The organism is Pantoea sp. SGAir0175 (assembly GCF_043547855.1).
Genome location: NZ_CP028081.1, coordinates 3,393,874 through 3,418,272, shown reverse-complemented (window position 1 = coordinate 3,418,272; position 24,399 = coordinate 3,393,874). Strand labels below are relative to the sequence as shown.

Annotated in this window: 22 protein-coding genes and 1 riboswitch; of the genes, 13 read left to right on the top strand and 9 right to left on the bottom strand. The window is 58.8% G+C overall.

Features of this window, described 5'->3' with window-relative positions:
- The first annotated feature begins 62 nt into the window (after positions 1–62).
- On the top strand, positions 63–827 hold the full coding sequence (locus C1N56_RS16095) for a DedA family protein (RefSeq protein ID WP_021507580.1): 765 nt from the start codon (positions 63–65) through the stop codon (positions 825–827).
- Here the strand turns inward: C1N56_RS16095 and thiQ are convergent.
- From thiQ to sgrR, 4 genes are all read right to left on the bottom strand, one after another.
- Entirely contained in the window at positions 824–1,525 is a 702-nt protein-coding gene (gene thiQ / locus C1N56_RS16090; protein ID WP_021507579.1) for a thiamine ABC transporter ATP-binding protein ThiQ, read from the bottom strand. The genes C1N56_RS16095 and thiQ overlap by 4 nt on opposite strands.
- Positions 1,509–3,119 carry a thiamine/thiamine pyrophosphate ABC transporter permease ThiP gene (gene thiP / locus C1N56_RS16085; RefSeq protein WP_282954738.1) on the bottom strand — a complete coding sequence of 537 codons (1,611 nt, stop codon included), beginning with the start codon at positions 3,117–3,119 and terminating at the stop codon, positions 1,509–1,511. Before thiP ends, thiQ begins: the two co-directional genes overlap by 17 nt.
- Positions 3,095–4,081 (bottom strand): thiamine ABC transporter substrate binding subunit, encoded by a 987-nt coding sequence (thiB, locus tag C1N56_RS16080; protein WP_159377314.1) that lies wholly within the window; start codon positions 4,079–4,081, stop codon positions 3,095–3,097. Before thiB ends, thiP begins: the two co-directional genes overlap by 25 nt.
- Positions 4,082–4,127: 46 nt before the next feature.
- Positions 4,128–4,221, bottom strand: a riboswitch (TPP riboswitch).
- Positions 4,222–4,291: 70 nt separating this feature from the next.
- Positions 4,292–5,953 (bottom strand): HTH-type transcriptional regulator SgrR, encoded by a 1,662-nt coding sequence (sgrR, locus tag C1N56_RS16075; RefSeq protein ID WP_058774832.1) that lies wholly within the window; start codon positions 5,951–5,953, stop codon positions 4,292–4,294.
- Positions 5,954–6,207: 254 nt separating this feature from the next.
- On the opposite strand from sgrR, the gene C1N56_RS16070 reads away from it, so the two are divergent.
- Positions 6,208–7,389, top strand: coding sequence for an MFS transporter (locus tag C1N56_RS16070; RefSeq protein ID WP_021507575.1), 1,182 nt, complete (start codon positions 6,208–6,210; stop codon positions 7,387–7,389).
- Positions 7,390–7,481: 92 nt separating this feature from the next.
- Here the strand turns inward: C1N56_RS16070 and leuD are convergent, their stop codons facing one another.
- From leuD to leuL, 5 genes are all read right to left on the bottom strand, one after another.
- The gene (leuD, locus tag C1N56_RS16065; RefSeq protein ID WP_021507574.1) at positions 7,482–8,087 is read right to left on the bottom strand and encodes a 3-isopropylmalate dehydratase small subunit; all 606 of its coding nucleotides are present in this window, start codon (positions 8,085–8,087) and stop codon (positions 7,482–7,484) included.
- Between the two features lie 3 nt (positions 8,088–8,090).
- Complete coding sequence (gene leuC / locus C1N56_RS16060) at positions 8,091–9,497, bottom strand: 3-isopropylmalate dehydratase large subunit (protein ID WP_058759634.1); 1,407 nt, start codon at positions 9,495–9,497, stop codon at positions 8,091–8,093.
- Positions 9,498–9,501: 4 nt separating this feature from the next.
- Positions 9,502–10,593 (bottom strand): 3-isopropylmalate dehydrogenase, encoded by a 1,092-nt coding sequence (gene leuB, locus C1N56_RS16055; protein ID WP_058759633.1) that lies wholly within the window; start codon positions 10,591–10,593, stop codon positions 9,502–9,504.
- Positions 10,594–10,595: 2 nt separating this feature from the next.
- The gene (gene leuA / locus C1N56_RS16050; RefSeq protein WP_021507571.1) at positions 10,596–12,158 is read right to left on the bottom strand and encodes a 2-isopropylmalate synthase; all 1,563 of its coding nucleotides are present in this window, start codon (positions 12,156–12,158) and stop codon (positions 10,596–10,598) included.
- Positions 12,159–12,251: 93 nt separating this feature from the next.
- Positions 12,252–12,335 (bottom strand): leu operon leader peptide, encoded by an 84-nt coding sequence (gene leuL / locus C1N56_RS16045; protein WP_125308910.1) that lies wholly within the window; start codon positions 12,333–12,335, stop codon positions 12,252–12,254.
- Between the two features lie 72 nt (positions 12,336–12,407).
- Here leuL and C1N56_RS16040 point away from each other — a divergent pair, with 72 nt between their 5' ends.
- From C1N56_RS16040 to mraY, 11 genes are all read left to right on the top strand, one after another.
- Positions 12,408–12,647, top strand: a complete 240-nt coding sequence (locus C1N56_RS16040; RefSeq protein ID WP_394516860.1) for a hypothetical protein — start codon at positions 12,408–12,410, stop codon at positions 12,645–12,647.
- Positions 12,648–13,066: 419 nt separating this feature from the next.
- Positions 13,067–14,791 carry an acetolactate synthase 3 large subunit gene (gene ilvI, locus C1N56_RS16035; protein ID WP_031279705.1) on the top strand — a complete coding sequence of 575 codons (1,725 nt, stop codon included), beginning with the start codon at positions 13,067–13,069 and terminating at the stop codon, positions 14,789–14,791.
- 2 nt (positions 14,792–14,793) lie between these two features.
- The gene (gene ilvN / locus C1N56_RS16030; protein ID WP_010615603.1) at positions 14,794–15,285 is read left to right on the top strand and encodes an acetolactate synthase small subunit; all 492 of its coding nucleotides are present in this window, start codon (positions 14,794–14,796) and stop codon (positions 15,283–15,285) included.
- A gap of 197 nt (positions 15,286–15,482) precedes the next feature.
- Positions 15,483–16,493, top strand: coding sequence for a catabolite repressor/activator (cra, locus tag C1N56_RS16025; protein WP_010615604.1), 1,011 nt, complete (start codon positions 15,483–15,485; stop codon positions 16,491–16,493).
- Between the two features lie 492 nt (positions 16,494–16,985).
- Complete coding sequence (gene mraZ, locus C1N56_RS16020) at positions 16,986–17,444, top strand: division/cell wall cluster transcriptional repressor MraZ (RefSeq protein WP_021507569.1); 459 nt, start codon at positions 16,986–16,988, stop codon at positions 17,442–17,444.
- Between the two features lie 2 nt (positions 17,445–17,446).
- Entirely contained in the window at positions 17,447–18,388 is a 942-nt protein-coding gene (rsmH, locus tag C1N56_RS16015; RefSeq protein WP_021507568.1) for a 16S rRNA (cytosine(1402)-N(4))-methyltransferase RsmH, read from the top strand.
- Positions 18,385–18,705, top strand: coding sequence for a cell division protein FtsL (ftsL, locus tag C1N56_RS16010; protein WP_021507567.1), 321 nt, complete (start codon positions 18,385–18,387; stop codon positions 18,703–18,705). Before rsmH ends, ftsL begins: the two co-directional genes overlap by 4 nt.
- Before the next feature lie 16 nt (positions 18,706–18,721).
- On the top strand, positions 18,722–20,491 hold the full coding sequence (locus tag C1N56_RS16005) for a peptidoglycan glycosyltransferase FtsI (RefSeq protein ID WP_021507566.1): 1,770 nt from the start codon (positions 18,722–18,724) through the stop codon (positions 20,489–20,491).
- Positions 20,478–21,965, top strand: a complete 1,488-nt coding sequence (murE, locus tag C1N56_RS16000) for a UDP-N-acetylmuramoyl-L-alanyl-D-glutamate--2,6-diaminopimelate ligase (RefSeq protein WP_125308876.1) — start codon at positions 20,478–20,480, stop codon at positions 21,963–21,965. Before C1N56_RS16005 ends, murE begins: the two co-directional genes overlap by 14 nt.
- Entirely contained in the window at positions 21,962–23,323 is a 1,362-nt protein-coding gene (murF, locus tag C1N56_RS15995) for a UDP-N-acetylmuramoyl-tripeptide--D-alanyl-D-alanine ligase (protein ID WP_058770623.1), read from the top strand. Before murE ends, murF begins: the two co-directional genes overlap by 4 nt.
- A complete protein-coding gene (gene mraY, locus C1N56_RS15990) occupies positions 23,317–24,399 on the top strand; it encodes a phospho-N-acetylmuramoyl-pentapeptide-transferase (protein WP_021507563.1) in 1,083 nt (360 codons plus the stop codon). The genes murF and mraY overlap by 7 nt, the downstream gene beginning before the upstream one ends.

Here is a 24,399-nt window from a genome sequence, read left to right as displayed (position 1 = left end):
TTGCTTGACGCTGTGGGGCTGTCTCAGGACAATCCAGCCTCTATATTCCGCAGAGGATAGTTATGGAAGCCTGGATCCAACACCTGTTTACGCAATCGCTGGAGTACGCGCTGATTGCCGTGGCGCTGGTGACCTTTCTTGAGTCGCTGGCGTTTGTCGGCCTGCTGCTGCCGGGAACGGTCTTGATGGCCAGCCTCGGCGCGCTGGTGGGCAGCGGACAAATCGGGCTCTATCCGGCGTGGGCCGCCGGGCTGGCCGGCTGTCTGATTGGCGACTGGGTGTCGTACGGCATTGGCTGGAAATTCCAGGGACCGCTGCACCGCTGGAAATACCTGCAAAAATACAAAGGGCTGCTGGATAAAACCGAGCACGCGCTGCATCAGCACAGCATGTTTACCATCCTCGTGGGGCGCTTTGTCGGACCGACGCGTCCGCTGATTCCGCTGGCGGCCGGCATGCTGGAGCTGCCGGTGCGTAAATTCCTGCCGCCGAACATTATCGGCTGCATCCTGTGGCCGCCGGCCTACCTGATGCCGGGCATTCTGGCGGGCGTGGCGATCGACGTGCCGCAGGCGGCGCAGGGCGACAGCTTCAAATGGCTGCTGCTGGCGGTGGCGCTGCTGCTGTGGATCGGCGGCTGGCTGCTGTGGCGCTGGTGGCGCAGCGGCAAAAGCGTCGACTGGGCCACGCCTTATCTGCCACTGGCGCGGCTGCGCTGGCTGGCTCCGCTGATGGCGCTCATCGGCGTGGGTGCCTTTATTGCGCTGTTGTTCCACCCGATGATGCCGATTTTCCTGCAGCTGCTGTGGAAAGTGTTCTTCGCTTAACGCGGTGATACGCCAAGGATGGCGGCCGCCGGGCTTTCTCCGCGCAGCAGGCTGGCGGTGCTGCCATCCCAGTACACCCGACCGTCAACAATCACCAGGCTGCGTGACGCAATCTGCTGCGCATCCTCCAGACTGTGCGACACCATCAGCAGCGTGATAGTGCGCGCCTCGCACACCGCGCGCACCAGCTGTAACATCTCGCTGCGCAGCGCCGGATCGAGTGCCGAAAACGGTTCATCCAGCAGCAGTACCGGCTGATTGCGCAGCAGGCAGCGCGCCAGTGCCACGCGCTGGCGCTGGCCGCCGGAGAGCTGGCCGGGCAGACGCGTCAGCATCGATTCCAGCCCGGTTTGCTCCGCAATCTGTTGTACCTGCTGCTGCTGTTCGCGCGTCAGCTTCAGGCCGGGATGCAGGCCCAGCCCCAGATTTTGCTGCACCGTCAGGTGCGGAAACAGATTGTTCTCCTGAAACAGCATCGATACCGGTCGCGCGGAAGGCACGCTACGAGTGTGGTCGACGCCATCGATCAGCAGGCTGCCCTGACTCACCGGCAGAAAGCCGCCGAGCAGGCTCAGCAGGGTACTTTTGCCCGCGCCGCTCGGGCCGAGAATGGCGAGACGTTCACCGGCCTGTGCGCTAAAGCTGAAGCGCATCGGCAGATGCTGGTAGAGATAAGTAAGGTTATTCAGTGTCAGCATGGCGACCCGGTAATTTTTCCATCAGCGTAAACAGCAGCAGGCATAACAGCAGCAGTAGCAGCGCGGTCACCGCGCCATCGGCACCGCGATAGGCGCCAATCTGCTGGAACAGATAAAACGGCAGGGTGCGGAAATCGGCGCTGCCAAACAGCGCCACCACGCCGAAATCCCCAATCGACAGCACACAGGCAAATGCCAGCGCCTGTGCCAGCGGACGTTTCAGCGCCCGCAGTTCAATCAGCCGCAGGCGAGTAAACCCACTGATGCCCAGCGAGGCGCACAGCTGAGCGTAGCGCGCGCTGAGATCGCGCATCGGATTTTCCAGCACTTTCATGGCGTAGGGGATGGCGATCAGCGCGTTGGTAAAGATCACCAGCGCATCGGCACGCTGCGGCAGGCCAACGGTGGCGTTGAACAGCAGAAAGAACCCGCTCGCCAGCACGATGCCCGGCATTGCCAGAATTAGCATTCCGCTGAGTTCCATGGCCTGCGCGGCGAAGCGCTGCTGACGCTGGCGCAGTTCGCGACTGCTCCACAGCAGCATCATGGTCAGCAGCACGCACAGCACACCGGCACCGAGTGCGATACGCAGCGACGTCCATGTGGCCTGCCATAGCGCGGGCTGTTGCAGCGCGCCGGCAATGCCGCCGCGTAAGCCGTCGACCAGCACCGCCGCCAGCGGTGGCAGCAGTAACAGCAGCGCCAGCGTAATCAGCAGCGTATCCGCGACGCGTGCGCGCCAGGAATCCTGCGGATCGCGCCAGCCGCGCACCGTCTGGCTACCGGCCGGAATCGCTTTACTGAAGCGCTGGCTGAGCAGCACCAGCAGCAGACAGCAGCCGAGCTGCAGCAGTGCCAGCAGCGCGGCGCGGCCAGGATCGTAATCAAAGCTAAGCGCCTGATAAATGGCCAGCTCCAGCGTGGTGGCCTGCGGACCGCCGCCCAGTGCCAGCACGGTGGCAAAACTGGCGAAGCACAGCATAAAGATCAGCGCCGCCGTTGGCAGCAGCGGACGGCGCAGCCACGGCCACTCCAGCAGGCGAAACAGCGACCAGCCGCGCAGACCGAGCTGCGCCGCCAGCTGGCGCTGCTCGCCGGGAATGCTCTCCAGCGCCTGCAGCAGCATGCGCGTCGCCAGTGGCAGATTAAAGAACACGTGCGCCAGCAAAATACCCTGCAGGCCATAGGGCGAGAAGTGATAGTCGATACCGACTGTGGCACACAGCTGCGCCAGCCAGCCGCTGCGCCCATAGACGCTCAGCAGACCGAATACGGCGACCAGCACCGGCAGCACCAGCGTCATGGCGCACAGGCGCAGCAGCAGCGTGCGGCCGCTAAAGCGGCGGCGATAAAGCGCGCGGGCCAGCAGAATGGCCGGCAGCACCGAAAGCAGCGCTGATAGCAGCGCCTGCTCAAAGGAAAACGCCAGCACATGGTGCAGATAGCTATCGCTGAGCAGTGCGCGCCAGTCGGTGGCCGGCGCAGTCAGCAGCAGGGCACCGAGCGCCAGCAGCGCGACCGCACACAAGAGCAGCGCGCTGAACGCGCCGGGCAGCAGCCAGCCGGGCATCAGCGGCTGACGGCGCGCTGCCACGCGCTAATCCACGCCGCGCGATGGTCAGCCACCTCTGTCGGGGTGTATTGCAGCGCATTCGCGGGCACCGGTAACGCCTGATAACCGGCGGGCAAATCGCTTTTGATCACCGGATACATCCAGTTGCCGGTGGGAATGGTGCTCTGAAACGCTGGCGACACCATAAACTGCATGAACTGCTGCGCCAGCTGCGGCTGTTTGCTGCTGGCGAGCTGCGCGCCCACTTCTACCTGCAGATAGTGGCCTTCGCTGAACGGCGCGGCGGCGTAGTTATCCTTTTTCTCTTCAATAATGTGATAAGCCGGCGAGGTGGTATAGCTCAGCACCAGATCGCTTTCGCCTTTGAGGAACAGACCATAAGCTTCGCTCCAGCCTTTGGTGACGGTCACGGTTTTGCTGGCCAGCTTCTGCCAGGCCGCCGGCGCGTCATCGCCGTACACTTTCTGCATCCACAGCAGCAGACCGAGCCCCGGCGTGCTGGTGCGCGGGTCTTCATAAATCACCCGCCATTTTTCCGGGCTTTCGACCAGCTCCTTCAGGCTGTGCGGCGGATTCTTCAGCTTGTTTTTGTCGTAAACGAACGCGAAGTAGCCGTAATCAAACGGGATAAAAGTGTCATTGTGCCAGCCGTCCGGCAGTTGTAGCCCGCGGGTATCCACCGTACTTTTGCTGAACAGGCCGGTTTTTTCCGCCGCCTGAATCAGGTTATTGTCCAGCCCCAGCACCACGTCGGCCTTGCTGTTCTTTCCTTCCATGCGCAGGCGATTAAGCAGCGATACGCCATCCTCCAGCGCCACATAGTTCAGCTCACAGCCGCACCGGGCCTCAAAGGCTTTTTTCACTGCCGGACCGGGGCCCCAGTCGGCGGCGAACGAGTCGTAGGTATACACGGTGAGGACGGGTTTGGCCGCCAGAGCCGGCGCCGCGATCAGCAGCAACAGGGGCAGAACTTTATTTAACACTTTGCGTTCCTTAAGGAGAAGGTAAGGTTGCGTCGCAAAGGATCTGAGGGCGGAGCATCTCAAATCCCTACGCCGGTACGAGCCGGATCAGGTTCGACGGGTCTCTCTCAGCCAGTTAACCGGCACCCCGTTGAGAACGACATATTCTAGACATTTACAGGACAACGCGAAAGGTTCACCTGCTGGTCGTGTTGTCCGATGCTGCCCTTTTTACAGCTCCGGCGGGGCGAACCAGGCGGACTTGAAGTCAAACCAGCCGAGCGTGTTCAGCCGCACGCCACGCATGCTGCGCTGGCCCTCCAGCAGCAGCCAGTGATGAAACAGCGGATGCAGATAGTCGCTGTTTACCAGCTGTTTGCTCCACTCCGCTAGCGGCAGCGCTTTCTCTCGCCAGCGCGCGGCGTCGGCCTGCCAGTCCAGCGGGATACAGTGATGCATCAGCGGTAGCTCGTAGAGCTGAGCGAACAGGGCGTAGTCGAGCGGCAGGGTAAAGTTGACGCTGCCCAGCCAGATGTCACTCTCGCCCGCGCCGTCGAACCAGCTTTCGTAGCTCACTTCGCGGGTAATCAGCTCGACGCCCTGCTGCGCCAGCAGCGGCCGCAGCGCATTGGCGATGCCCTCGTGTTCGACATGGTGGCTGTACCAGCTGAGCGTCAGCTGGGTCACGCCGTCGGGCTTGTGGGCTGGGGTGATATCGCGCCGATGGTGCCAGCGCGGCAGCAGGCCATAAGCCGGGAACCAGTAGCGCTGATAGCCGACGCCGGCATGATTGAGCAGCGCGATAGGGTTAAGCAGATCGCTCACCCAGCGGCGGAAACCGGCATCGCGCCCGCGTTCAGAGCGCTGATCGAACAGCAGAAAATAGCAGCCCTCTTCGAGACGACTCTCTTCCGATTTTTCGTCGTCGTTTTCGCCTTCCAGTTTTACACCGGCGTAGACCAGCTCATCGCTGATCTCCGGCAGCACCCAGATCGAGACATCATCAATCAGCGCGCGGTAGCCGAAGTAGTCATCAAACGCGGCGATTTTCAGCTGGGTTTGCTGATTGCGCACCACGCTGTACGGACCGGTGCCAATGGGCTGACGGGCGAAGTGGCGCAGTGTCGGCCATTCACGCGGCAGAATCATGGCGCTGACGCTGGCCAGCAGCCACGGCAGCCAGCAGTCCGGCTGGCTGAGATGGATATCCAGCGTCCACGGTGCCGGCGAGTGCAACTGGTCGATGTGCGAAAACAGCGGCTGGCTGCGCACCCGGTCCAGCGAGGCGATGACATCCTCCATCTCCAGCTCGCGGCCATGATGAAAGCGGATTGCCGGCCGCAGGAAGAAGCGCCAGTGCAGCGGAGAGGTTTGCTGCCAGTGATGGGCAATGTCGGCGGCGATTTCCCCCTTTTCCTCATTTATACGCGTCAGGCCGCTGAATATCTGCCGCGCCAGATGGGTTTCTGAACGGCGCAGCGGCGAGCCGGGCAGCAGGTTAGGCAGGGGCCGGTAGTAGAGCACGCGCAATATATGCTTGCCCTGGCGAAAGCTGCGGCCAAGGTGCGCGGCAATCATCTGTCGCACCTGGTTTTTATCGCCCACCAGCTGCACCAGCTGGTCGATGCGATCCTGCTCCAGTAGGTCTTCGGCGCGCTGCTGCTGTAGCGCCAGTCCGGTGTAGCAGAAGCTCAGCAGCGAGCGTTTACCGCGGCCAGCTTCAGCCTGCCAGATCAGCCAGCCCGCCGCCTGCATGGCGTTCAGCAGGTTACGCATGTGGCGGCGTGAGCAGTGCAGCAGTTCGGCCAGCTCGCTCAGCGTGGTTTCCTGATCCTGGCCCTGACAGTGTTGCCACAGGCGAATGAATTGCTGTTGCAGACGCGCAGAGGACATAAAAGGGGAACTCCTTCTCGACTTCGCTCAGTTTTTCCTGCCCCATATTAGAGGCATACTGGCGGGCAATGGAAGAGCGGGAGGCATTCAGCAATGAATGGCGCTCTGCCAGCGGTTCCGCCGACGTGGAACCTTTTCTGAGTAGGGTGCAATTTCACCGCCAGCGGAGTTTTTCTCTGCTGGCTTTTTTCGTTTTGCTGTGGAATCTTCTACGCTGTTTTTTTTCCGGTCTTTTTCCTCAAAGGGATTTCTGCATGAAATCGCTGTTACCGCGGCCGCGCCGCCTGAATCCGGTTTACCTCTCCTTTATGGCGGTGTCGTTTATGGTCGGCGTGGCGGGGGCGTTACAGGCGCCGACGCTCAGCCTGTTTTTGACGCGCGAGGTGCAGGTGCGACCGTTCTGGGTCGGCCTGTTCTTTACCATCAACGCCGTCGCCGGGATCGTGATCAGCCTGCTGATGGCGAAGCGTTCGGATAACCGTGGCGATCGCCGTCATTTGATCCTGTTTTGCTGCCTGATGGCGGTGGCCAACGCGCTACTGTTTGCCTTTAACCGTCACTATCTGACGCTCATCACCCTCGGCGTGCTGTTGTCGGCGCTGGCCAGCGTGGCGATTCCGCAGATCTTCGCGCTGGCGCGTGAATATGCCGATCAGTCAGCGCGGGAAGTGGTGATGTTCAGTTCGGTGATGCGCGCGCAGCTGTCGCTGGCGTGGGTGATTGGGCCGCCGCTGTCGTTCGCGCTGGCGCTCAACTACGGCTTCGTTACGCTGTTCTGCGTGGCGGCGGTGATTTTTCTGCTGAGTATGCTGCTGATCTGGCGCACGCTGCCCTCGGTGCCGCGCATCGCCGCCACGCCGGAGCAGGTGCTGATGCAGCTCAGCCCGTGGAAAGACAGCCAGGTGCGGCTGCTGTTTATCGCCTCGGTGGTGATGTGGGCGTGTAATACCATGTATATCATTGATATGCCGCTGTACATCAGCGCAACCCTTGGCCTGCCGGAGAAGCTGGCGGGTCTGCTGATGGGCACCGCCGCCGGGCTAGAGATCCCGATCATGCTGCTGGCCGGCCATTACGCGAAGCGCTACGGCAAGCGCAAGCTGATGCTGCTGGCGCTGGTAGCAGCGATTGTGTTTTATCTCGGGCTGGTGCTGTTCCGTTCTCAAACCGCGCTGATGGTGCTGCAGCTGTTTAACGCCGCGTTTATCGGCATCATCGCCGGCATTGGTATGCTGTGGTTTCAGGATTTGATGCCGGGCCGTGCCGGTGCGGCGACCACCATGTTCACCACCTCGATTTCAACCGGGTTGATTATCGCCGGCCTGATTCAGGGGATACTGAGTGAGCGCTTTGGTCATGAGTCGGTGTATTGGCTGGCGCTGGTGATGGCGGTGGTGGCGCTGGTGCTGGCGGCGCGGGTACGCGATGCGCGGTGAGGGCGATTTGGAGATTGAAGGTCGCCATCAATGGCGACCAAATTACTGACGCGTTTGCTGTAGGGTGCGCATTGATGCGCACCGGGTAAACCTTAACGCAGAAACGCTGGCTGGCTGGATTCGTAGCTGGCGATGGACGCTTCATGCTGCAGCGTCAGGCCAATGCTGTCGAGGCCGTTGATCATGCAGTGACGGCGGAAGCTGTCGATTTCAAAGTGGTAAACCTTGTCGCCGGCGGTGACGGTCTGCGCTTCGAGATCGACGGTGAAGCGGATGCCCGGCTGCGCGGCCACCAGTTTGAACATCTCATCGACCTGCTCTTCGCTCAGCTTCACCGGCAGCAGCTGGTTGTTGAAGCTGTTACCGTAGAAGATGTCGGCGAAACTCGGCGCAATCACCACGTGAAAACCGAAGTCGGTCAGCGCCCACGGCGCGTGTTCACGCGAGGAGCCGCAGCCAAAGTTCTCGCGCGCCAGCAGGATGCTGGTGCCTTTGAACTCCGGCTTATTCAGCACGAAGCTGGCGGTTGGCTGGGTGCCGGCATCATCATCAAAACGCCAGTCGTGGAACAGGTGCGCGCCAAAGCCGGTGCGCGTCACTTTCTGCAAAAACTGCTTCGGGATGATGGCATCGGTGTCGACGTTTGCGGCATCCAGCGGGGCCACAATCCCGGTGTGTTGGGTAAATTTGTTCGCCATGGCTTAAGCTCCCTGAGTCAATTCACGAATGTCGGCAAAACGACCGGTTACCGCCGCCGCAGCAGCCATCGCCGGGCTCACCAGATGGGTGCGACCGCCGCGACCCTGGCGACCTTCAAAGTTACGGTTACTGGTTGAGGCACAGCGCTCGCCCGGATTCAGACGGTCGTTATTCATTGCCAGGCACATCGAACAGCCCGGCAGACGCCACTCAAAACCGGCTTCGAGGAAGATTTTGTCCAGGCCTTCGGCTTCAGCCTGCGCTTTCACCGGACCAGAACCTGGCACCACCATCGCAACCACACCCGGCGCCACTTTGCGGCCTTTGGCGATCGCGGCAGCCGCGCGCAGATCTTCGATACGTGAGTTGGTGCAGGAACCGATAAACACTTTATCGATCGCTACCTCAGTCAGTTTGATGCCCGGCTGCAGATCCATATAGGCCAGCGCTTTCTCGGCGGAAGCGCGTTCAACCGGATCGGCAAACGAGGCCGGATTCGGGATGGCCTGATCCACGGCCATCACCTGGCCCGGATTGGTGCCCCAGGTGACCTGCGGCGCGATATCGGCAGCATTCAGCGTCACGACGGCGTCAAACTGCGCGTCGCTGTCGGACTTCAGGGTGCGCCAGTAAGCCACCGCCTGCTCCCACTGCTCGCCCTTCGGCGCAAACTGCTTGTCTTTCAGATAGGCAAACGTGGTGTCATCCGGTGCCACCAGGCCCGCTTTGGCGCCCATCTCAATCGCCATGTTGCACAGCGTCATGCGGCCTTCCATGCTCAGCGCTTCAATCGCCGGGCCACAGAATTCAACCACGTGACCGGTGCCGCCGGCGCTGCCGGTTTTACCGATGATCGCCAGTACGATGTCTTTGGCGGTGATGCCCGGCGCAGCTTCGCCCAGCACTTCAATCTTCATGGTTTTCGCCCGGCCCTGTTTCAGAGTCTGGGTGGCGAACACGTGCTCCACTTCGGAGGTGCCGATACCGAACGCCAGGGAACCGAAGGCGCCGTGCGTTGCGGTGTGCGAGTCGCCGCAAACGATGGTCATGCCCGGCAGCGTCATGCCCTGCTCAGGACCGATCACGTGCACAATGCCCTGGAACGGGTGGTTCAGGTCATACAGCTGAATGCCGAACTCAGCACAGTTCTTCATCAGCTCCTGCATCTGAATACGCGCCATCTCACCCGAGGCGTTGATGTCTTTGGTCTGGGTGGAAACGTTGTGGTCCATGGTGGCAAAGGTCTTCGACGGCTGGCGCACTTTACGGCCGTGCGCACGCAGACCGTCAAACGCCTGCGGCGAGGTGACTTCGTGAATCAGGTGACGATCGATATACAGTAACGGCGTTTCGTCTGGCGCTTCGTGAACGACATGTGCATCAAATAACTTCTGGTATAAGCTTTTCATTTTGTTATTTTTCCTCGCTGATGTAACCGGCAATGATGCTGCCCATTTCATCGGTGCTCACGGCAGGGCCGTCACCGGCCAAATCACGGGTGCGATGGCCCGCTTCCAGCGCACGGCTTACCGCGCGCTCAATGCTATCCGCAGCGGCGTCAGCGTTCAGGCTGAAACGCAGCAGCATCGCCAGCGACAGAATCTGCGCAATCGGGTTGGCGATGTTCTGGCCGGCGATATCCGGTGCGGAACCGCCCGCCGGTTCGAACAGGCCGAATCCCTCTTCATTCAGGCTGGCCGAAGGCAGCATGCCCATCGAGCCGGTAATCATCGCGCACTCGTCCGACAGAATGTCACCAAACAGATTCGAGCAGAGTAAAACGTCAAACTGCGACGGATCCTTAATCAGCTGCATGGTGGCGTTGTCGATGTACATATGGCTCAGCTGCACATCCGGATAATCTTTTGCCACTTCGTTGACGATTTCACGCCACATCACCGAGGTCGCCAGCACGTTAGCTTTATCAACGGAAGTCACTTTGTTACGACGCTTGCGCGCAGCTTCAAAGGCGTTGCGGGCAATACGTTCGATTTCAAAACGGTGATAGACCTCGGTATCAAAAGCGCGTTCATGCGCGCCGCTGCCTTCGCGGCCTTTCGGCTGGCCGAAATAGATGCCACCGGTCAGCTCACGCACGCACAGGATATCGAAGCCGCGGGCGGCGATGTCACTGCGCAGCGGGCAAAATGCTTCCAGACCTTTGTACAGTGCCGCCGGGCGCAGGTTGCTGAACAGTTTGAAGTGTTTACGCAGCGGCAGCAGCGCACCGCGCTCAGGCTGGCCGGCCGGCGGCAGGTGTTCCCATTTTGGACCGCCGACCGAGCCGAACAGAATGGCATCGGCCTGCTCAGCACCGGCCACGGTGGCGGCGGGTAAAGGTTCACCGTGACGATCGATGGCGATACCGCCGACATCATATTCGCTGGTGGTGATGCGCATATCGAAGCGCGCGCGAATCGCGTCGAGAACTTTCATGGCCTGCGCCATCACTTCCGGACCGATTCCGTCGCCTGGCATTACCGCAATATGATAAGACTGAGTCATAGTTACACCGTTTCCTTCTGATCTTTAAATTTACGCTGCAATTCTTTTTCGACCTGCTTTGCCCGCCAGATGTTGTTCAGGGCATTCACCATCGCTTTCGCCGAGGATTCGACGATATCGGTCGCCAGGCCCACGCCGTGGAATTTACGCCCGTTGTAGTTGACCACGATATCGACCTGACCCAGCGCGTTTTCGCCGTGGCCTTTCGCGGTCAGCTTGTAGTTCACCAGCTCAGCATCGAAGCCGGTGATACGGTTAATGGCCTGGTAGACGGCATCAACCGGACCGTTACCGGTGGCGGCGTCGGCTTTGGCCTCTTCGCCGCAGCCCAGCTGCACTGACGCCGTTGCGGTGACGCTGGAGCCGGTCTGCACGTTGAATTCGTTCAGCTGGAAGTACTCCGGCTCTTCATTCTGCTTATTAATGAAGGCCAGCGCTTCCAGGTCGTAATCGAACACCTGGCCTTTCTTGTCCGCCAACTTCAGGAAGGCGTCGTACAGCGTATCCAGGTTGTAATCGGACTCTTTATAACCCATCTCTTCCATACGGTGCTTCACGGCGGCACGGCCGGAGCGGGACGTCAGGTTCAGCTGAATTTTGTGCAGGCCAATCGATTCTGGCGTCAGGATTTCGTAGTTTTCGCGGTTCTTCAGCACGCCATCCTGATGAATGCCGGAGGAGTGGGCGAAGGCGTTGGAACCGACCACCGCTTTATTGGCCGGGATCGGCATGTTGCAGATCTGGCTGACAATCTGGCTGGTGCGGTAGATTTCCTGATGATTGATATTGGTGTGCACGTTCATGATCTGCTGACGGGTTTTAATCGCCATGATCACCTCTTCCAGCGCACAGTTACCGGCGCGCTCGCCCAGGCCGTTCAGCGTGCCTTCGACCTGACGCGCACCGGCCAGTACCGCCGCAATAGCGTTACCGGTCGCCATGCCCAGATCGTCATGGGTGTGAACGGACAGAATCGCTTTGTCGATGTTGGGTACGCGCTGTACCAGCTGACCAATGATGTTGGCGTACTCGCCCGGCAGGGTATAGCCCACGGTGTCCGGAATATTAATGGTGGTCGCGCCGGCATTGATCGCGGCTTCTACCATGCGGCACAGATCGTCAATCGGCGTACGGCCACCGTCTTCGCAGGAGAACTCAACGTCATCAGTATAGTTGCGCGCCCGCTTAATCATGTGTACCGCGCGTTCAATCACTTCCGGCAGCGTGCTGCGCAGTTTAGTGGCGATGTGCATCGGCGAAGTGGCGATAAAGGTGTGAATACGGAAGGCATCGGCCACGCGCAGCGATTCGTAAGCCGCGTCGATATCTTTCTCGACACAGCGCGCCAGACCACACACGCGGCTGTTTTTGATGGTCCGGGCAATGGTCTGCACGGATTCGAAATCACCCGGCGAAGAGACCGGAAAACCGACTTCCATTACATCCACGCCCATCCGTTCCAGCGCCAGGGCGATCTGCAGTTTTTCTTTAACACTCAGGCTGGCCTGTAAAGCCTGTTCGCCGTCGCGCAGAGTGGTATCGAAAATTATTACTTGCTGGCTCATGGTCATCTTCCTTTTGCATTGACTTCGCCGGTGCTACGAGCATAAAAAAACCCGCGCAGTGGCGCGGGTTTTTTAACTTTCAGCAGGTTCGAATCAGTTGTTGATTTCGCCCACGAGTCTACCGCGCAAACTGGATGCGTTGAGTAGTAGACCGAGTAGACGAAAAGAACGTGACATGAATCAAACCTCGTAAAATGAGTGCTGCACATATTGGTACTGGATTCGCCTGGCGATGTCAACCCTAAGTGAATGGGTATTTCTCTGGCCGGAAAAGGGCGATGTGCTGGGATTATCGGTCATCACAGAGCATTGCCATTAATTAACGGTGGCTTAGCGCGTTATGCCACTTTAAAAAATCTTTTAAAAAAGGCGGGTAATTTTAAGTTGCTGAACTATATGTTTTTAGTAAGGATTATTCGTCAGGTGGAAAAACAAGATAAAGCTTGTTGCTTAGCAGATTGTGATGTGGAAGAGGGATTTAAGAGTTAATCACGCCAGAAACGCGGTAACGGAAAAAATTGTGGGCTAAACACGCTGGCAATATGAAAATCATATTTCTTACAACACGCTGTAAATAATCTGCAAACCAGCATTTTCCTCTGTCCATATGCCATCGCATTAGTTTATTCCTCCCGGGCTATAATCACGCGTCAGTGCCTTTTTTGCCACTGACAGCGCCGTGCCGCCTTATGACGTTTGCAGGCCGGGTTTTCTGCGGTTATGGTAATCGACCTACTCTCAAAAGAATCCACGCAGGTAGATTCCCTGTACCTGGAAGACGAAATGAATGGCGTCTTCTGAGCATAAACATAAGGTTTTGATCTTAATTGGCAATAAAGGGACAGATGCGAGCGGCACGCAGGATAGCGTTTGCTGGCGCAGCTGGCTCTCAAGCCTGGAGGCAGAAAATGGAGATGTTGTCAGGAGCCGAAATGGTCGTCCGTTCGTTAATCGATCAGGGCGTTAAGCAGGTATTCGGTTATCCGGGCGGTGCGGTGCTCGATATTTATGATGCGCTGCAAACGGTCGGTGGTATTGACCACGTGCTGGTGCGTCACGAGCAGGGCGCCGTACATATGGCGGATGGCCTGGCGCGCGCGACCGGCGAAGTCGGCGTGGTGCTGGTCACCTCAGGTCCTGGCGCCACCAACGCTATCACCGGTATTGCGACCGCTTATATGGATTCCATTCCGCTGGTGATCCTCTCCGGTCAGGTGCCGTCCTCGCTGATTGGCTATGACGCCTTCCAGGAGTGCGACATGGTGGGGATTTCGCGTCCGGTGGTGAAGCACAGCTTCCTGGTGAAAAGCACCGAAGAGATTCCGACAGTGCTGAAAAAAGCCTTCTGGCTGGCGGCCAGCGGTCGTCCGGGACCAGTGGTGATCGATCTGCCAAAAGATATTCTGAATCCGGCCAATAAGCTGCCGTACGTGTGGCCGGAAACCGTCAGCATGCGCTCTTACAATCCGACGCTGCAGGGCCACAAAGGCCAGATCAAGCGCGCGCTGCAGACGCTGCTGGCGGCGCACAAGCCGGTAATTTACGTCGGCGGCGGGGCCATTACTTCAGGCTGCGAGGCGGAACTGCTGCAACTGGCAGAGCAGCTGAATATTCCGGTCACCACCTCGCTGATGGGGCTGGGCGCGTTCCCGGGCACGCATCGCCAGTGTGTGGGCATGCTCGGTATGCACGGCACCTATGAAGCCAACATGACCATGCACAATGCCGATCTGATCTTTGGTATCGGCGTACGCTTTGACGACCGCACCACCAACAATCTGGCGAAGTATTGCCCGAATGCCACCGTGATGCACATTGACGTCGATCCGACCTCGATCTCCAAAACCGTCAGCGCCGATATTCCGATTGTCGGCGATGCCAGACAGACGCTGACGCAGATGCTGGAGCTGCTGGCGCAGAGTGAGGCGAAGCAGGAGCTCGACAGCCTGCGTGACTGGTGGCAGAGCATTGAAGGCTGGCGCAGCCGCAAGTGCCTGGAATTTGACCGTACCAGCGACAAAATCAAACCGCAGGCGGTGATCGAAACCATTTGTCGTCTGACGCACGGTGAGGCGTATGTGACCTCGGACGTCGGCCAGCACCAGATGTTCGCCGCGCTTTACTATCAGTTCGATAAACCGCGTCGCTGGATCAACTCCGGCGGCCTCGGCACCATGGGCTTTGGCCTGCCGGCGGCACTCGGCGTGAAGATGGCGCTGCCGCAGGAGACCGTAATTTGCGTGACCGGCGACGGCAGTATCCAGATGAACATTCAGGAGCTGTCGACCGCGCTGCAGTATGACCTGCCGGTGCTGGTGCTGAACCTGAACAACCGCTTCCTCGGCATGGTGAAACAGTGGCAGGACATGATTTACTCCGGCCGCCATTCACAATCCTATATGGAATCGCTGCCGGACTTCGTGCGCCTGGCGGAAGCCTATGGCCACGTGGGCATCGCGATTCAGCATCCGGCTGAGCTGGAAGAGAAGCTGCAGCTGGCGCTTGATACGCTGGCGAAAGGGCGTCTGGTGTTTGTGGATGTCACGGTGGACGGCAGCGAGCACGTCTACCCGATGCAGATTCGCGGTGGCGCGATGGATGAGATGTGGTTGAGCAAAACGGAGAGGACTTAATTATGCGTCGTATTTTATCAGTTCTGCTGGAGAACGAATCCGGCGCATTGTCGCGCGTGGTGGGGCTGTTTTCCCAGCGCGGCTATAACATTGAGAGCCTGACCGTCGCACCGACCGACGATCCTACCCTGTCGCGCATGACCATTCAGACCGTGGGCGACCAGAAAGTACTGGAGCAGATCGAAAAGCAGCTGCACAAGCTGGTGGACGTGTTACGCGTCAGCGAACTGGGGCAGGGCGCTTACGTCGAGCGTGAAATCATGCTGGTGAAGATTCAGGCCAGCGGGTACGGTCGCGAAGAGGTAAAACGCAGTGCGGAAATTTTCCGTGGGCAGATCATCGATGTGACGCCGACGCTGTACACGGTTCAGCTGGCCGGCACCAGCGATAAACTCGACGCGTTCCTCAACACCGTGCGCGAAGTGGCGGAAATCGTTGAAGTGGCGCGTTCCGGCATCGTCGGGGTATCACGCGGCGATCGCGTAATGCGTTAATACCGCAAAGTTATCATCGGTTTTCAAGCTAACCCGGCGGAATGCCGGGTTTTTTTATTTTATGCGCTTCGGCCGCTTGTGCATGAAAAGCGGTTGCTCAGCGTACTGTTCTGCGGTTAGATGTTACAAATGTTTTACCCTTAGCTACTCTGCGGACATTTTCGCCAGCCCTGGCTTATCAGAATTAAGGTGTCATCGTGAAACTGGATGAAATTGCGCGCCTGGCGGGCGTGTCGCGCACCACGGCGAGCTATGTCATCAATGGCAAAGCGCGGCAGTATCGTGTCAGCGACAAAACCGTTGAGAAAGTCATGGCGGTGGTGCGTGAGTACAACTATCACCCCAACGCGGTGGCTGCGGGCCTGCGCGCCGGACGCACCCGTTCGATTGGTCTGGTGATCCCCGATCTGGAAAACACCAGTTATACCCGCATCGCCAACTATCTCGAACGCCAGGCGCGTCAGCGCGGCTATCAGCTGCTGATTGCCTGTTCCGAAGATCAGCCGGATAACGAAATGCGCTGCATTGAGCACCTGCTGCAGCGTCAGGTGGATGCGATCATTGTCTCCACGTCGCTGCCGCCGGAACATCCGTTCTATCAGCGCTGGGTCAACGATCCGCTGCCGATTATCGCGCTGGACCGCGCGCTGGATCGTGAACACTTCACCAGCGTGGTCGGTGCCGATCAGGATGACGCGCAGGCGCTGGCGGCTGAATTGCGTCAGCTGCCGGTGAAAAACGTGCTGTTTCTCGGCGCGCTGCCGGAGCTGTCGGTCAGCTTCCTGCGTGAAATGGGGTTCCGCGAGGCGTGGCAGGGCGATGAGCGCCCGATCGATTTCATCTATTGCAACAGCTTTGACCGCGCCGCTGCGGCGACGCTGTTTGAAAAATACCTTGAAGACCACGCGATGCCCGAAGCGCTGTTTACCACCTCGTTTGGCCTGTTGCAGGGGGTGATGGACGTGACGCTGAAGCGTGACGGCCGCTTGCCAACTGACCTGGCTATTGCAACTTTCGGCGACCACGAATTATTAGACTTTCTGGAGTGCCCGGTGCTGGCGGTAGGGCAGCGCCATCGCGATGTTGCTGAGCGTGTGCTGGAGCTGGTGCTGGCTTCGCTGGATGAGCCACGCAAACCGAAGCCAGGTTTAACCCGTATTCGCCGTAATTTATTCCGCCGCGGACAATTAAGTCGTCGCGCTAAATGAAGCGTCGGGCGAGACGTCGCCCGCGCTAATTTCTCTCATCCATATTTAACCAGACGCACACGGGCGTAAAAAAGCGTAAATTATCATCGCCCCGGCTAACGAATTATCGGCGCTGGATTTTCTTATTTGTTTACATCTTCAGCAATCGCGCATAGCAGAGCTGACGCGATGGTGCTGGGCTTCCTTTCAGAAATCCCCTAAAATGCCGCCGCCGTCGCAGATTGGGGCAGAATAATCGCAGCGGTAAAATTGCGCTAATTTTCACCGATAAATCTGACGCAAATTTTTTTTATACTGTTATTCATCAGGTTAATTTTAAATTGACCATTCATTCTCCTCTTATTCTTCTCTCCGGTTAATTTCATTCGGTGTAAAGAGTGATATTCACTTGCCGTTGCGGCTTGACAAGGATTTCATCGGCTCCGTAAACTCGTTTCGTGGTAAAAAGTGGGATAAAGTGGTGAAAACGGGTAACTGAGGGGTAGGGCTGGCATGTTCCGTGGAGCAACGTTAGTCAATCTCGACAGCAAAGGGCGCCTGGCGGTGCCGACGCGTTATCGCGAATTGCTGCTCGCAGAGTCTCAGGGTCAAATGGTTTGCACCATTGACCTCCATCAGCCCTGCCTGCTGCTTTATACCCTGCCCGAATGGGAAATTATTGAGAAAAAACTGGCCCGGTTATCCAGTATGAATCCGAACGAGCGTCGCGTGCAGCGTCTGCTGTTAGGTCATGCCAGCGAGTGCCAGATGGATAATGCAGGCCGTTTACTGCTGGCGAATACGTTGCGCCAGCATGCGAGCCTGACCAAAGAAGTGATGCTGGTTGGACAGTTCAACAAGTTTGAGCTGTGGGATGAACAGACCTGGTATCAACAAGTTAAGGACGATATTGACGCAGAACAGTCAGCTCAGGAGCCTTTATCTGAGCGGTTGCAGGACTTGTCGCTATAGCTATGCAGGAAAATTTTAAACACACCACGGTGCTGCTGGATGAGGCGGTTAACGGCCTTAATATCAGGGAAGACGGCATTTATATTGACGGCACCTTTGGTCGCGGCGGTCACTCACGCCTGATCCTGTCGCAGCTTGGCGCGCACGGACAGTTACTGGCGATCGATCGCGATCCGCAAGCCATAGCCGCAGCCGCTGAGATAAAAGATCCACGTTTTTCGATTGTGCACGGGCCGTTTTCAGCGCTGGCTGAGTATGTCGAAGAGCGCGGGCTGACCGGCAAAATCGACGGCGTACTGCTGGATTTGGGCGTCTCTTCGCCTCAGCTGGATGACGCCGAGCGCGGTTTCTCCTTTATGCGCGACGGGCCGCTGGATATGCGTATGGATCCGACGCGCGGTCAGTCGGCAGCCGAGTGGTTGCAGAGCGCGGAAGAGGCAGACATTGCGTTTGTGCTGAAAACCTACGGCGAAGAGCGCTTCGCGAAACGCATCGCCCGTGCCATCGTCGAGCGCAACCGGGAACAGCCGATGACGCGCACCAAAGAGCTGGCCGATCTGATTGCGGCGGCAACGCCAGTAAAAGACAAGTTTAAGCATCCGGCGACGCGCAGCTTCCAGGCGATACGCATCTGGATCAACAGTGAGCTGGAAGAGATCGATATCGCGCTGAAAGGGGCATTAACGGTGCTGGCACCGGGCGGGCGTTTATCCATCATCAGCTTCCACTCGCTGGAGGATCGGCTGGTGAAGCGCTTTATGCGTGATCAGAGCCGCGGACCGCAGGTGCCGGCCGGGATTCCGATGACCGAGAGCCAGCTGAAAGCGCTGGGCGGACGTGAACTGAAAACCCTCGGCAAGCTGATTCCTGGCGAAGCCGAAGTCAAAGACAACCCGCGCGCGCGCAGTTCGGTCCTGCGTATCGCTGAGAGAACCGCATCGTGATTGGCAATGAGCGTCACAGCCTGCCCGGCGTCATTGGTGGCGATCTGCTGCGTTTTGGCAAGATCCCGCTGCTGCTGCTGATCGCCGTGCTGGTTTCTTCGGTGCTGGTGGTGACCACCACGCATAAGACCCGTCTGCTGACGGCGCAGCGTGAGCAGCTGGTGCTGGAGCGTGATGCGCTGGATATCGAATGGCGCAACCTGATCCTCGAAGAGAATGCGCTGGGCGATCACAGCCGGGTAGAACGGATAGCAACCGATAAGCTGCAGTTGCAGCATGTTGATCCTTCACAGGAAAATATTGTGGTGCAGAAATAAGGAATCGCAGACCTCAATGAGCGGCGCAGGCAAAACGCTGAAGTTAAGAAAACAAGAAGATAAGGCCAGCTTTGTAAGCTGGCGTTTTGCGTTGCTGTGCGGCTGTATTCTTCTGGCGCTGGGCGGATTGCTGTCGCGCGTGGCGTGGCTGCAGGTCATCAGCCCTGATAAGCTGGTCAAAGAGGGCGATTTACGTTCGCTGCGCGTGCAGGAAGTGCCTACCGCACGCGGCATGATCAGCGATCGCGCCGGACGCCCGCTGGCGGTAAGCGTGCCGGTTAACGCCATCTGGGCCGATCCCAAAGAGCTGACCGAGCACGGCGGCGTCACCGTCGATAGTCGCTGGAAAGCGCTGTCGGATGCGCTGTCGATCCCGCTGGATCAGCTGGCGGCGCGCGTCAATGCCAACCCAAAAGGGCGCTTTATTTACCTCGCCCGTCAGGTTAACCCGGCGATTGGCGAATACGTGAAAAAGCTCAAGCTGCCCGGTATTTACCTGCGTCAGGAGTCGCGCCGCTACTATCCGGCCGGCCAGGTCACTGCCCACCTGATTGGCTTCACCAACATTGACGGCCAGGGCATTGAAGGCATCGAGAAGAGCTTCGATAAATGGCTGACCGGTGAGCCGGGCGAACGTACCGTGCGCAAAGACCGCTACGGGCGGGTGATTGAGGATATCTCCTCGGTCGATAGCCGCGCCGCGCACAACCTGACGCTGAGCATCGACGAGCGCCTGCAGGCGCTGGTGTACCGCGAACTGAACAATGCTGTTGCCTTCAACAAAGCCGAATCGGGCACTGCGGTGCTGGTGGACGTGAACACCGGCGAAGTGCTGGCGATGGCCAACAGCCCGGCTTACAACCCCAATAATCTCAGCAACACGCCGAAAGACGTCATGCGTAACCGCGCTATTACCGACATCTTCGAGCCAGGTTCCACCGTGAAGCCAATGGTGGTGATGACCGCACTGCAGCGCGGCGTGGTGAAAGAGAACAGCGTTCTGAACACCGTGCCGTATCGCGTCAATGGTCATGAGATCAAAGACGTGGCGCGCTATAACGAATTGACCCTTACCGGGGTTCTGCAGAAGTCGAGTAACGTCGGGGTTTCGCGCCTCGCGTTAGCGATGCCCTCCTCAGCGCTGGTAGAAACTTACGCGCGCTTTGGCCTGGGTAAACCGACCAATTTGGGGCTGGTCGGGGAAAGTAGTGGCTTATACCCTCAAAAACAACGGTGGTCTGACATAGAGAGGGCCACCTTCTCTTTCGGCTATGGGCTAATGGTAACGCCGTTACAGTTAGCGCGAGTCTACGCAACCATTGGCAGCTACGGCATCAATCGCCCGCTGTCGATTACCAAAGTTGACCCGCCGGTGGCGGGCGAGCGCGTTTTCCCGGAAGACCTGGTGAAAACCGTGATGCACATGATGGAAAGCGTGGCGCTGCCGGGTGGCGGTGGTGTTAAAGCCGCCATCAAGGGCTATCGCATCGCGATCAAAACCGGTACCGCGAAAAAAGTCGGGCCGGACGGACGCTACGTCAATAAATACATTGCTTACACCGCGGGCGTTGCGCCTGCCAGTCGCCCGCGTTTTGCGCTGGTGGTGGTGATCAACGATCCCCAGGCCGGTAAATATTATGGTGGTGCGGTTTCTGCACCGGTATTTGGCGCCATCATGGGCGGTGTGCTGCGCACCATGAACATTGAACCGGATGCGCTGCCAACGGTGGATAAAAACGAGTTGGTGAAGAATAAGAGAAGTGAGGAATCAAGTGACAGATCGTAACCTGCGCGACTTGCTGGCCCCGTGGGTGCCTGGCGCGCCGGCGCGTCCACTCCGTGACATGACACTGGACAGCCGCGCTGCGGCTGCTGGCGATCTGTTTATCGCCGTGGCGGGCCATCATGCTGATGGACGTCGATTTATTCCACAGGCCATCGCCCAGGGTGTGGCGGCGGTCATTGCCGAGGCTGAAGGTGAAGCCAGCGATGGTGATATCCGCGAGATGCACGGCGTCCCGGTCATCTATCTGGCCCAACTGCCGCAGCGCCTCTCCGCGCTGGCCGGGCGTTTCTACCAGCAGCCGGCTGACAAACTGAAGCTGATTGGTGTGACCGGCACTAACGGTAAAACCACCACCACGCAGCTGATTGCGCAGTGGGCCAACCTGCTGGGCGAAACCGGCGCGGTGATGGGCACGGTGGGCAATGGCCTGTTCGGTCAGCTGGTGCCGAGTGAAAATACCACCGGTTCGGCGGTGGATGTACAGCATATTCTGCACGACCTGGTCGGGCAGGGGGCTACCGTGGCAGCGATGGAAGTCTCTTCGCACGGACTGGTGCAGCATCGCGTGGCCGCGCTGCCGTTTGCCGCCGCGGTATTTACCAATCTGAGCCGCGATCACCTTGATTATCATGGTGATATGCAGGGCTACGAATCGGCCAAGTGGCTGCTGTTCTCTGAGCATCAGGTAGGCGAGGCCATCATCAACGCTGATGATGAAGTGGGCCGCCGCTGGCTGGAAAAATTACCGGATGCCGTGGCCGTTACGCTGGGCAACAATCTGCAGCCCGGCTGTCGTGGCCGCTGGCTGCAGGCGACGGCGATCGATTATCACGACGGCGGCGCACACGTGCAGTTCAGTTCGAGCTGGGGCAACGGCGAGTTTGACAGCCGCCTGATGGGCGCCTTTAACGTCAGCAATCTGCTGCTGGCGCTGGCGACGCTACTGACGCTGGATTATCCGCTCGACACGCTGGTGGCCAGTGCCAGCCAGCTGCAGCCGGTGTGTGGGCGTATGGAAGTGTTCACCGCCGCGCACAAGCCGACGGTGGTGGTGGATTACGCACATACGCCAGACGCGCTGGAAAAAGCGCTGGAAGCGGCCCGGTTGCACTGCAAGGGCCAGCTGTGGTGCGTGTTTGGCTGCGGTGGCGACCGTGACAAAGGCAAACGTCCGCTGATGGGCGCGATTGCCGAACAGTTTGCCGATATCGTGGTGATCACCGATGACAATCCGCGTAGCGAAGAGCCGACGGCGATTGTTAACGACATTCTCACCGGCCTGCTCGATCCGGGCCGGGCCCGCGTCATTGCAGGACGAGCGCAGGCGGTCACCCATGCGGTGATGCAGGCCAGCGCCGACGACATCGTGCTGGTGGCCGGTAAAGGCCATGAAGATTATCAAATCATCGGCAACCGCCGCCTTGACTACTCTGACCGCGACACCGTCGCCCGTTTGCTGGGGGTAATGGCATGATTCCGGTTACGCTGAAAACCCTGGCAGAGATTAGCGGTGGGCAGCTGCACGGCAGCGATCTCACTATTGCGGATGTCACCACGGATACCCGTAAAGTTACCCCAGGCAGCCTGTTTGTCGCGCTGGTGGGTGAACGTTTTGATGCGCACGATTTTGCCGCCGACGCTATCGCCAGTGGCGCACAGGCGCTGCTGGTGAATCGTCGTTTAGCGGTTGACGTGCCGCAGGTGGTGGTCGCTGACACGCGTATCGCTTTTGGGCAGCTCGGCGCCTGGGTGCGTCAGCAGGCGAAAGCGCGCGTGGTGGGGCTGACCGGCTCCTCCGGGAAAACCTCTGTGAAAGAGATGACCGCGGCGATTCTGCGCCAGTGCGGTGAAACGCTGTATACCGCCGGCAATCTCAACAACGATTACGGCGTGCCGATGACGCTGCTGCGTCTTACGCCGCAACACGCGTATGCCGTGATTGAAATGGGCGCGAACCATCAGGGTGAAATCGCCTACACCACCAATCTGGTGCGTCCGGAAACCGCGCTGGTCAACAATCTGGCGGCGGCGCATCTGGAAGGCTTCGGTTCACTGGCGGGCGTGGCAAAAGCCAAAGGCGAAATCTTTGGCGGCTTACCGGTGCACGGCACCGCAATCATCAACGCTGACAGCAACGATCTGCCCAACTGGCAGCCGCAGTTTGCTGACAAAACCCTGTGGCGCTTTTCGCCGCAGCCGATGGCAGACGCGGAGTTCCGCGCCAGCGATATCGTACTGCGCGCTGACGCCACGCTGTTTACCCTGCACACGCCGCGCGGCGACATCGCCGTCGAGCTGCCGCTGCCGGGTCGGCACAATATCGCTAATGCGCTGGCTGCTGCCGCGCTGGCGCTGTCGGTTGACGCGCCGTTAACCGCTATCCAGTCTGGCCTTAAAACCTTACAGCCCGTTCCTGGGCGCCTGTTCCCGATTCGCCTCGCCGGTAATCAGCTGCTGCTGGATGACAGCTACAACGCTAACGTTGGCTCGATGACCGCCGCTGCGCAGGTGCTGGGCGATATGCCGGGCTTCCGCGTCATGGTGGTCGGCGACATGGGCGAGCTGGGCGACGAAGCCGAAGCCTGTCATCGTCAGGTGGGTGAAGCGGCGAAAGCCGCTGGTATTGATTGTGTGCTGAGCACCGGCAGGTTCAGCCATTTGATTAGTGAAAGCAGCGGCCGGGGCGAACATTTCGCCAGTAAAGCTGAACTGACTGAACGTTTACGCACGCTGCTGTCCCAACATGCGGACATCACTATTTTGGTTAAAGGTTCACGTAGTGCCGCCATGGAGCAGGTAGTACAGAGCTTACAGGAGAAAGGAACATGCTAGTCTGGCTGGCCGAACATCTGGTCGCATTTTATTCCGGCTTTAACGTCTTTTCCTATCTGACGTTTCGCGCCATTGTCAGCCTGCTGACCGCTCTGTTCATCTCTTTATGGATGGGCCCGCGCCTAATCGCCTGGCTGCAGAAACTGCAGATTGGCCAGGTGGTACGTAACGATGGTCCGGAGTCGCACTTCAGCAAGCGCGGCACGCCGACCATGGGCGGCATAATGATTCTGACCTCCATCACGGTTTCGGTGCTGATGTGGGCTTATCCGTCCAATCCTTACGTCTGGTGCGTGCTGGTGGTGCTGGTCGGTTTTGGCGTAATTGGCTTTGTTGATGACTATCGCAAAGTGGTGCGTAAAGACACTAAGGGCCTGATCGCGCGCTGGAAATATTTCTGGATGTCGGTGATTTCGCTCGGCGTGGCGTTCGCGCTGTTCATCGCCGGTAAAGATACGCCTGCCACACAGCTGGTGGTGCCGTTCTTCAAAGATGTTATGCCGCAGCTCGGCCTGTTCTATGTGGTGCTGGCCTACTTTGTGATTGTCGGAACCGGTAATGCGGTCAACCTGACAGACGGTCTGGATGGTCTGGCCATCATGCCGACGGTGTTTGTCGCGGCGGGATTTGCGCTGGTGGCCTGGGCGACCGGTAACGTGAAATTTGCCGAGTACCTGCACATTCCGTATCTGCGTCACGCCGGTGAGCTGGTGATTGTCTGTACCGCGATTGTCGGGGCCGGTCTCGGCTTCCTGTGGTTCAACACCTATCCGGCGCAGGTCTTTATGGGCGACGTGGGTTCGCTGGCGCTGGGTGGCGCACTGGGCACGCTGGCAGTGCTGCTGCGTCAGGAATTTTTGCTGGTGATCATGGGCGGCGTATTTGTGGTCGAGACGCTGTCGGTGATTCTGCAGGTGGGTTCGTTCAAGCTGCGCGGTCAGCGTATTTTCCGCATGGCACCGATTCACCACCACTATGAACTGAAAGGCTGGCCGGAGCCGCGCGTGATCGTGCGCTTCTGGATTATTTCGCTGATGCTGGTGCTGATTGGCCTGGCAACGCTCAAGGTACGTTAA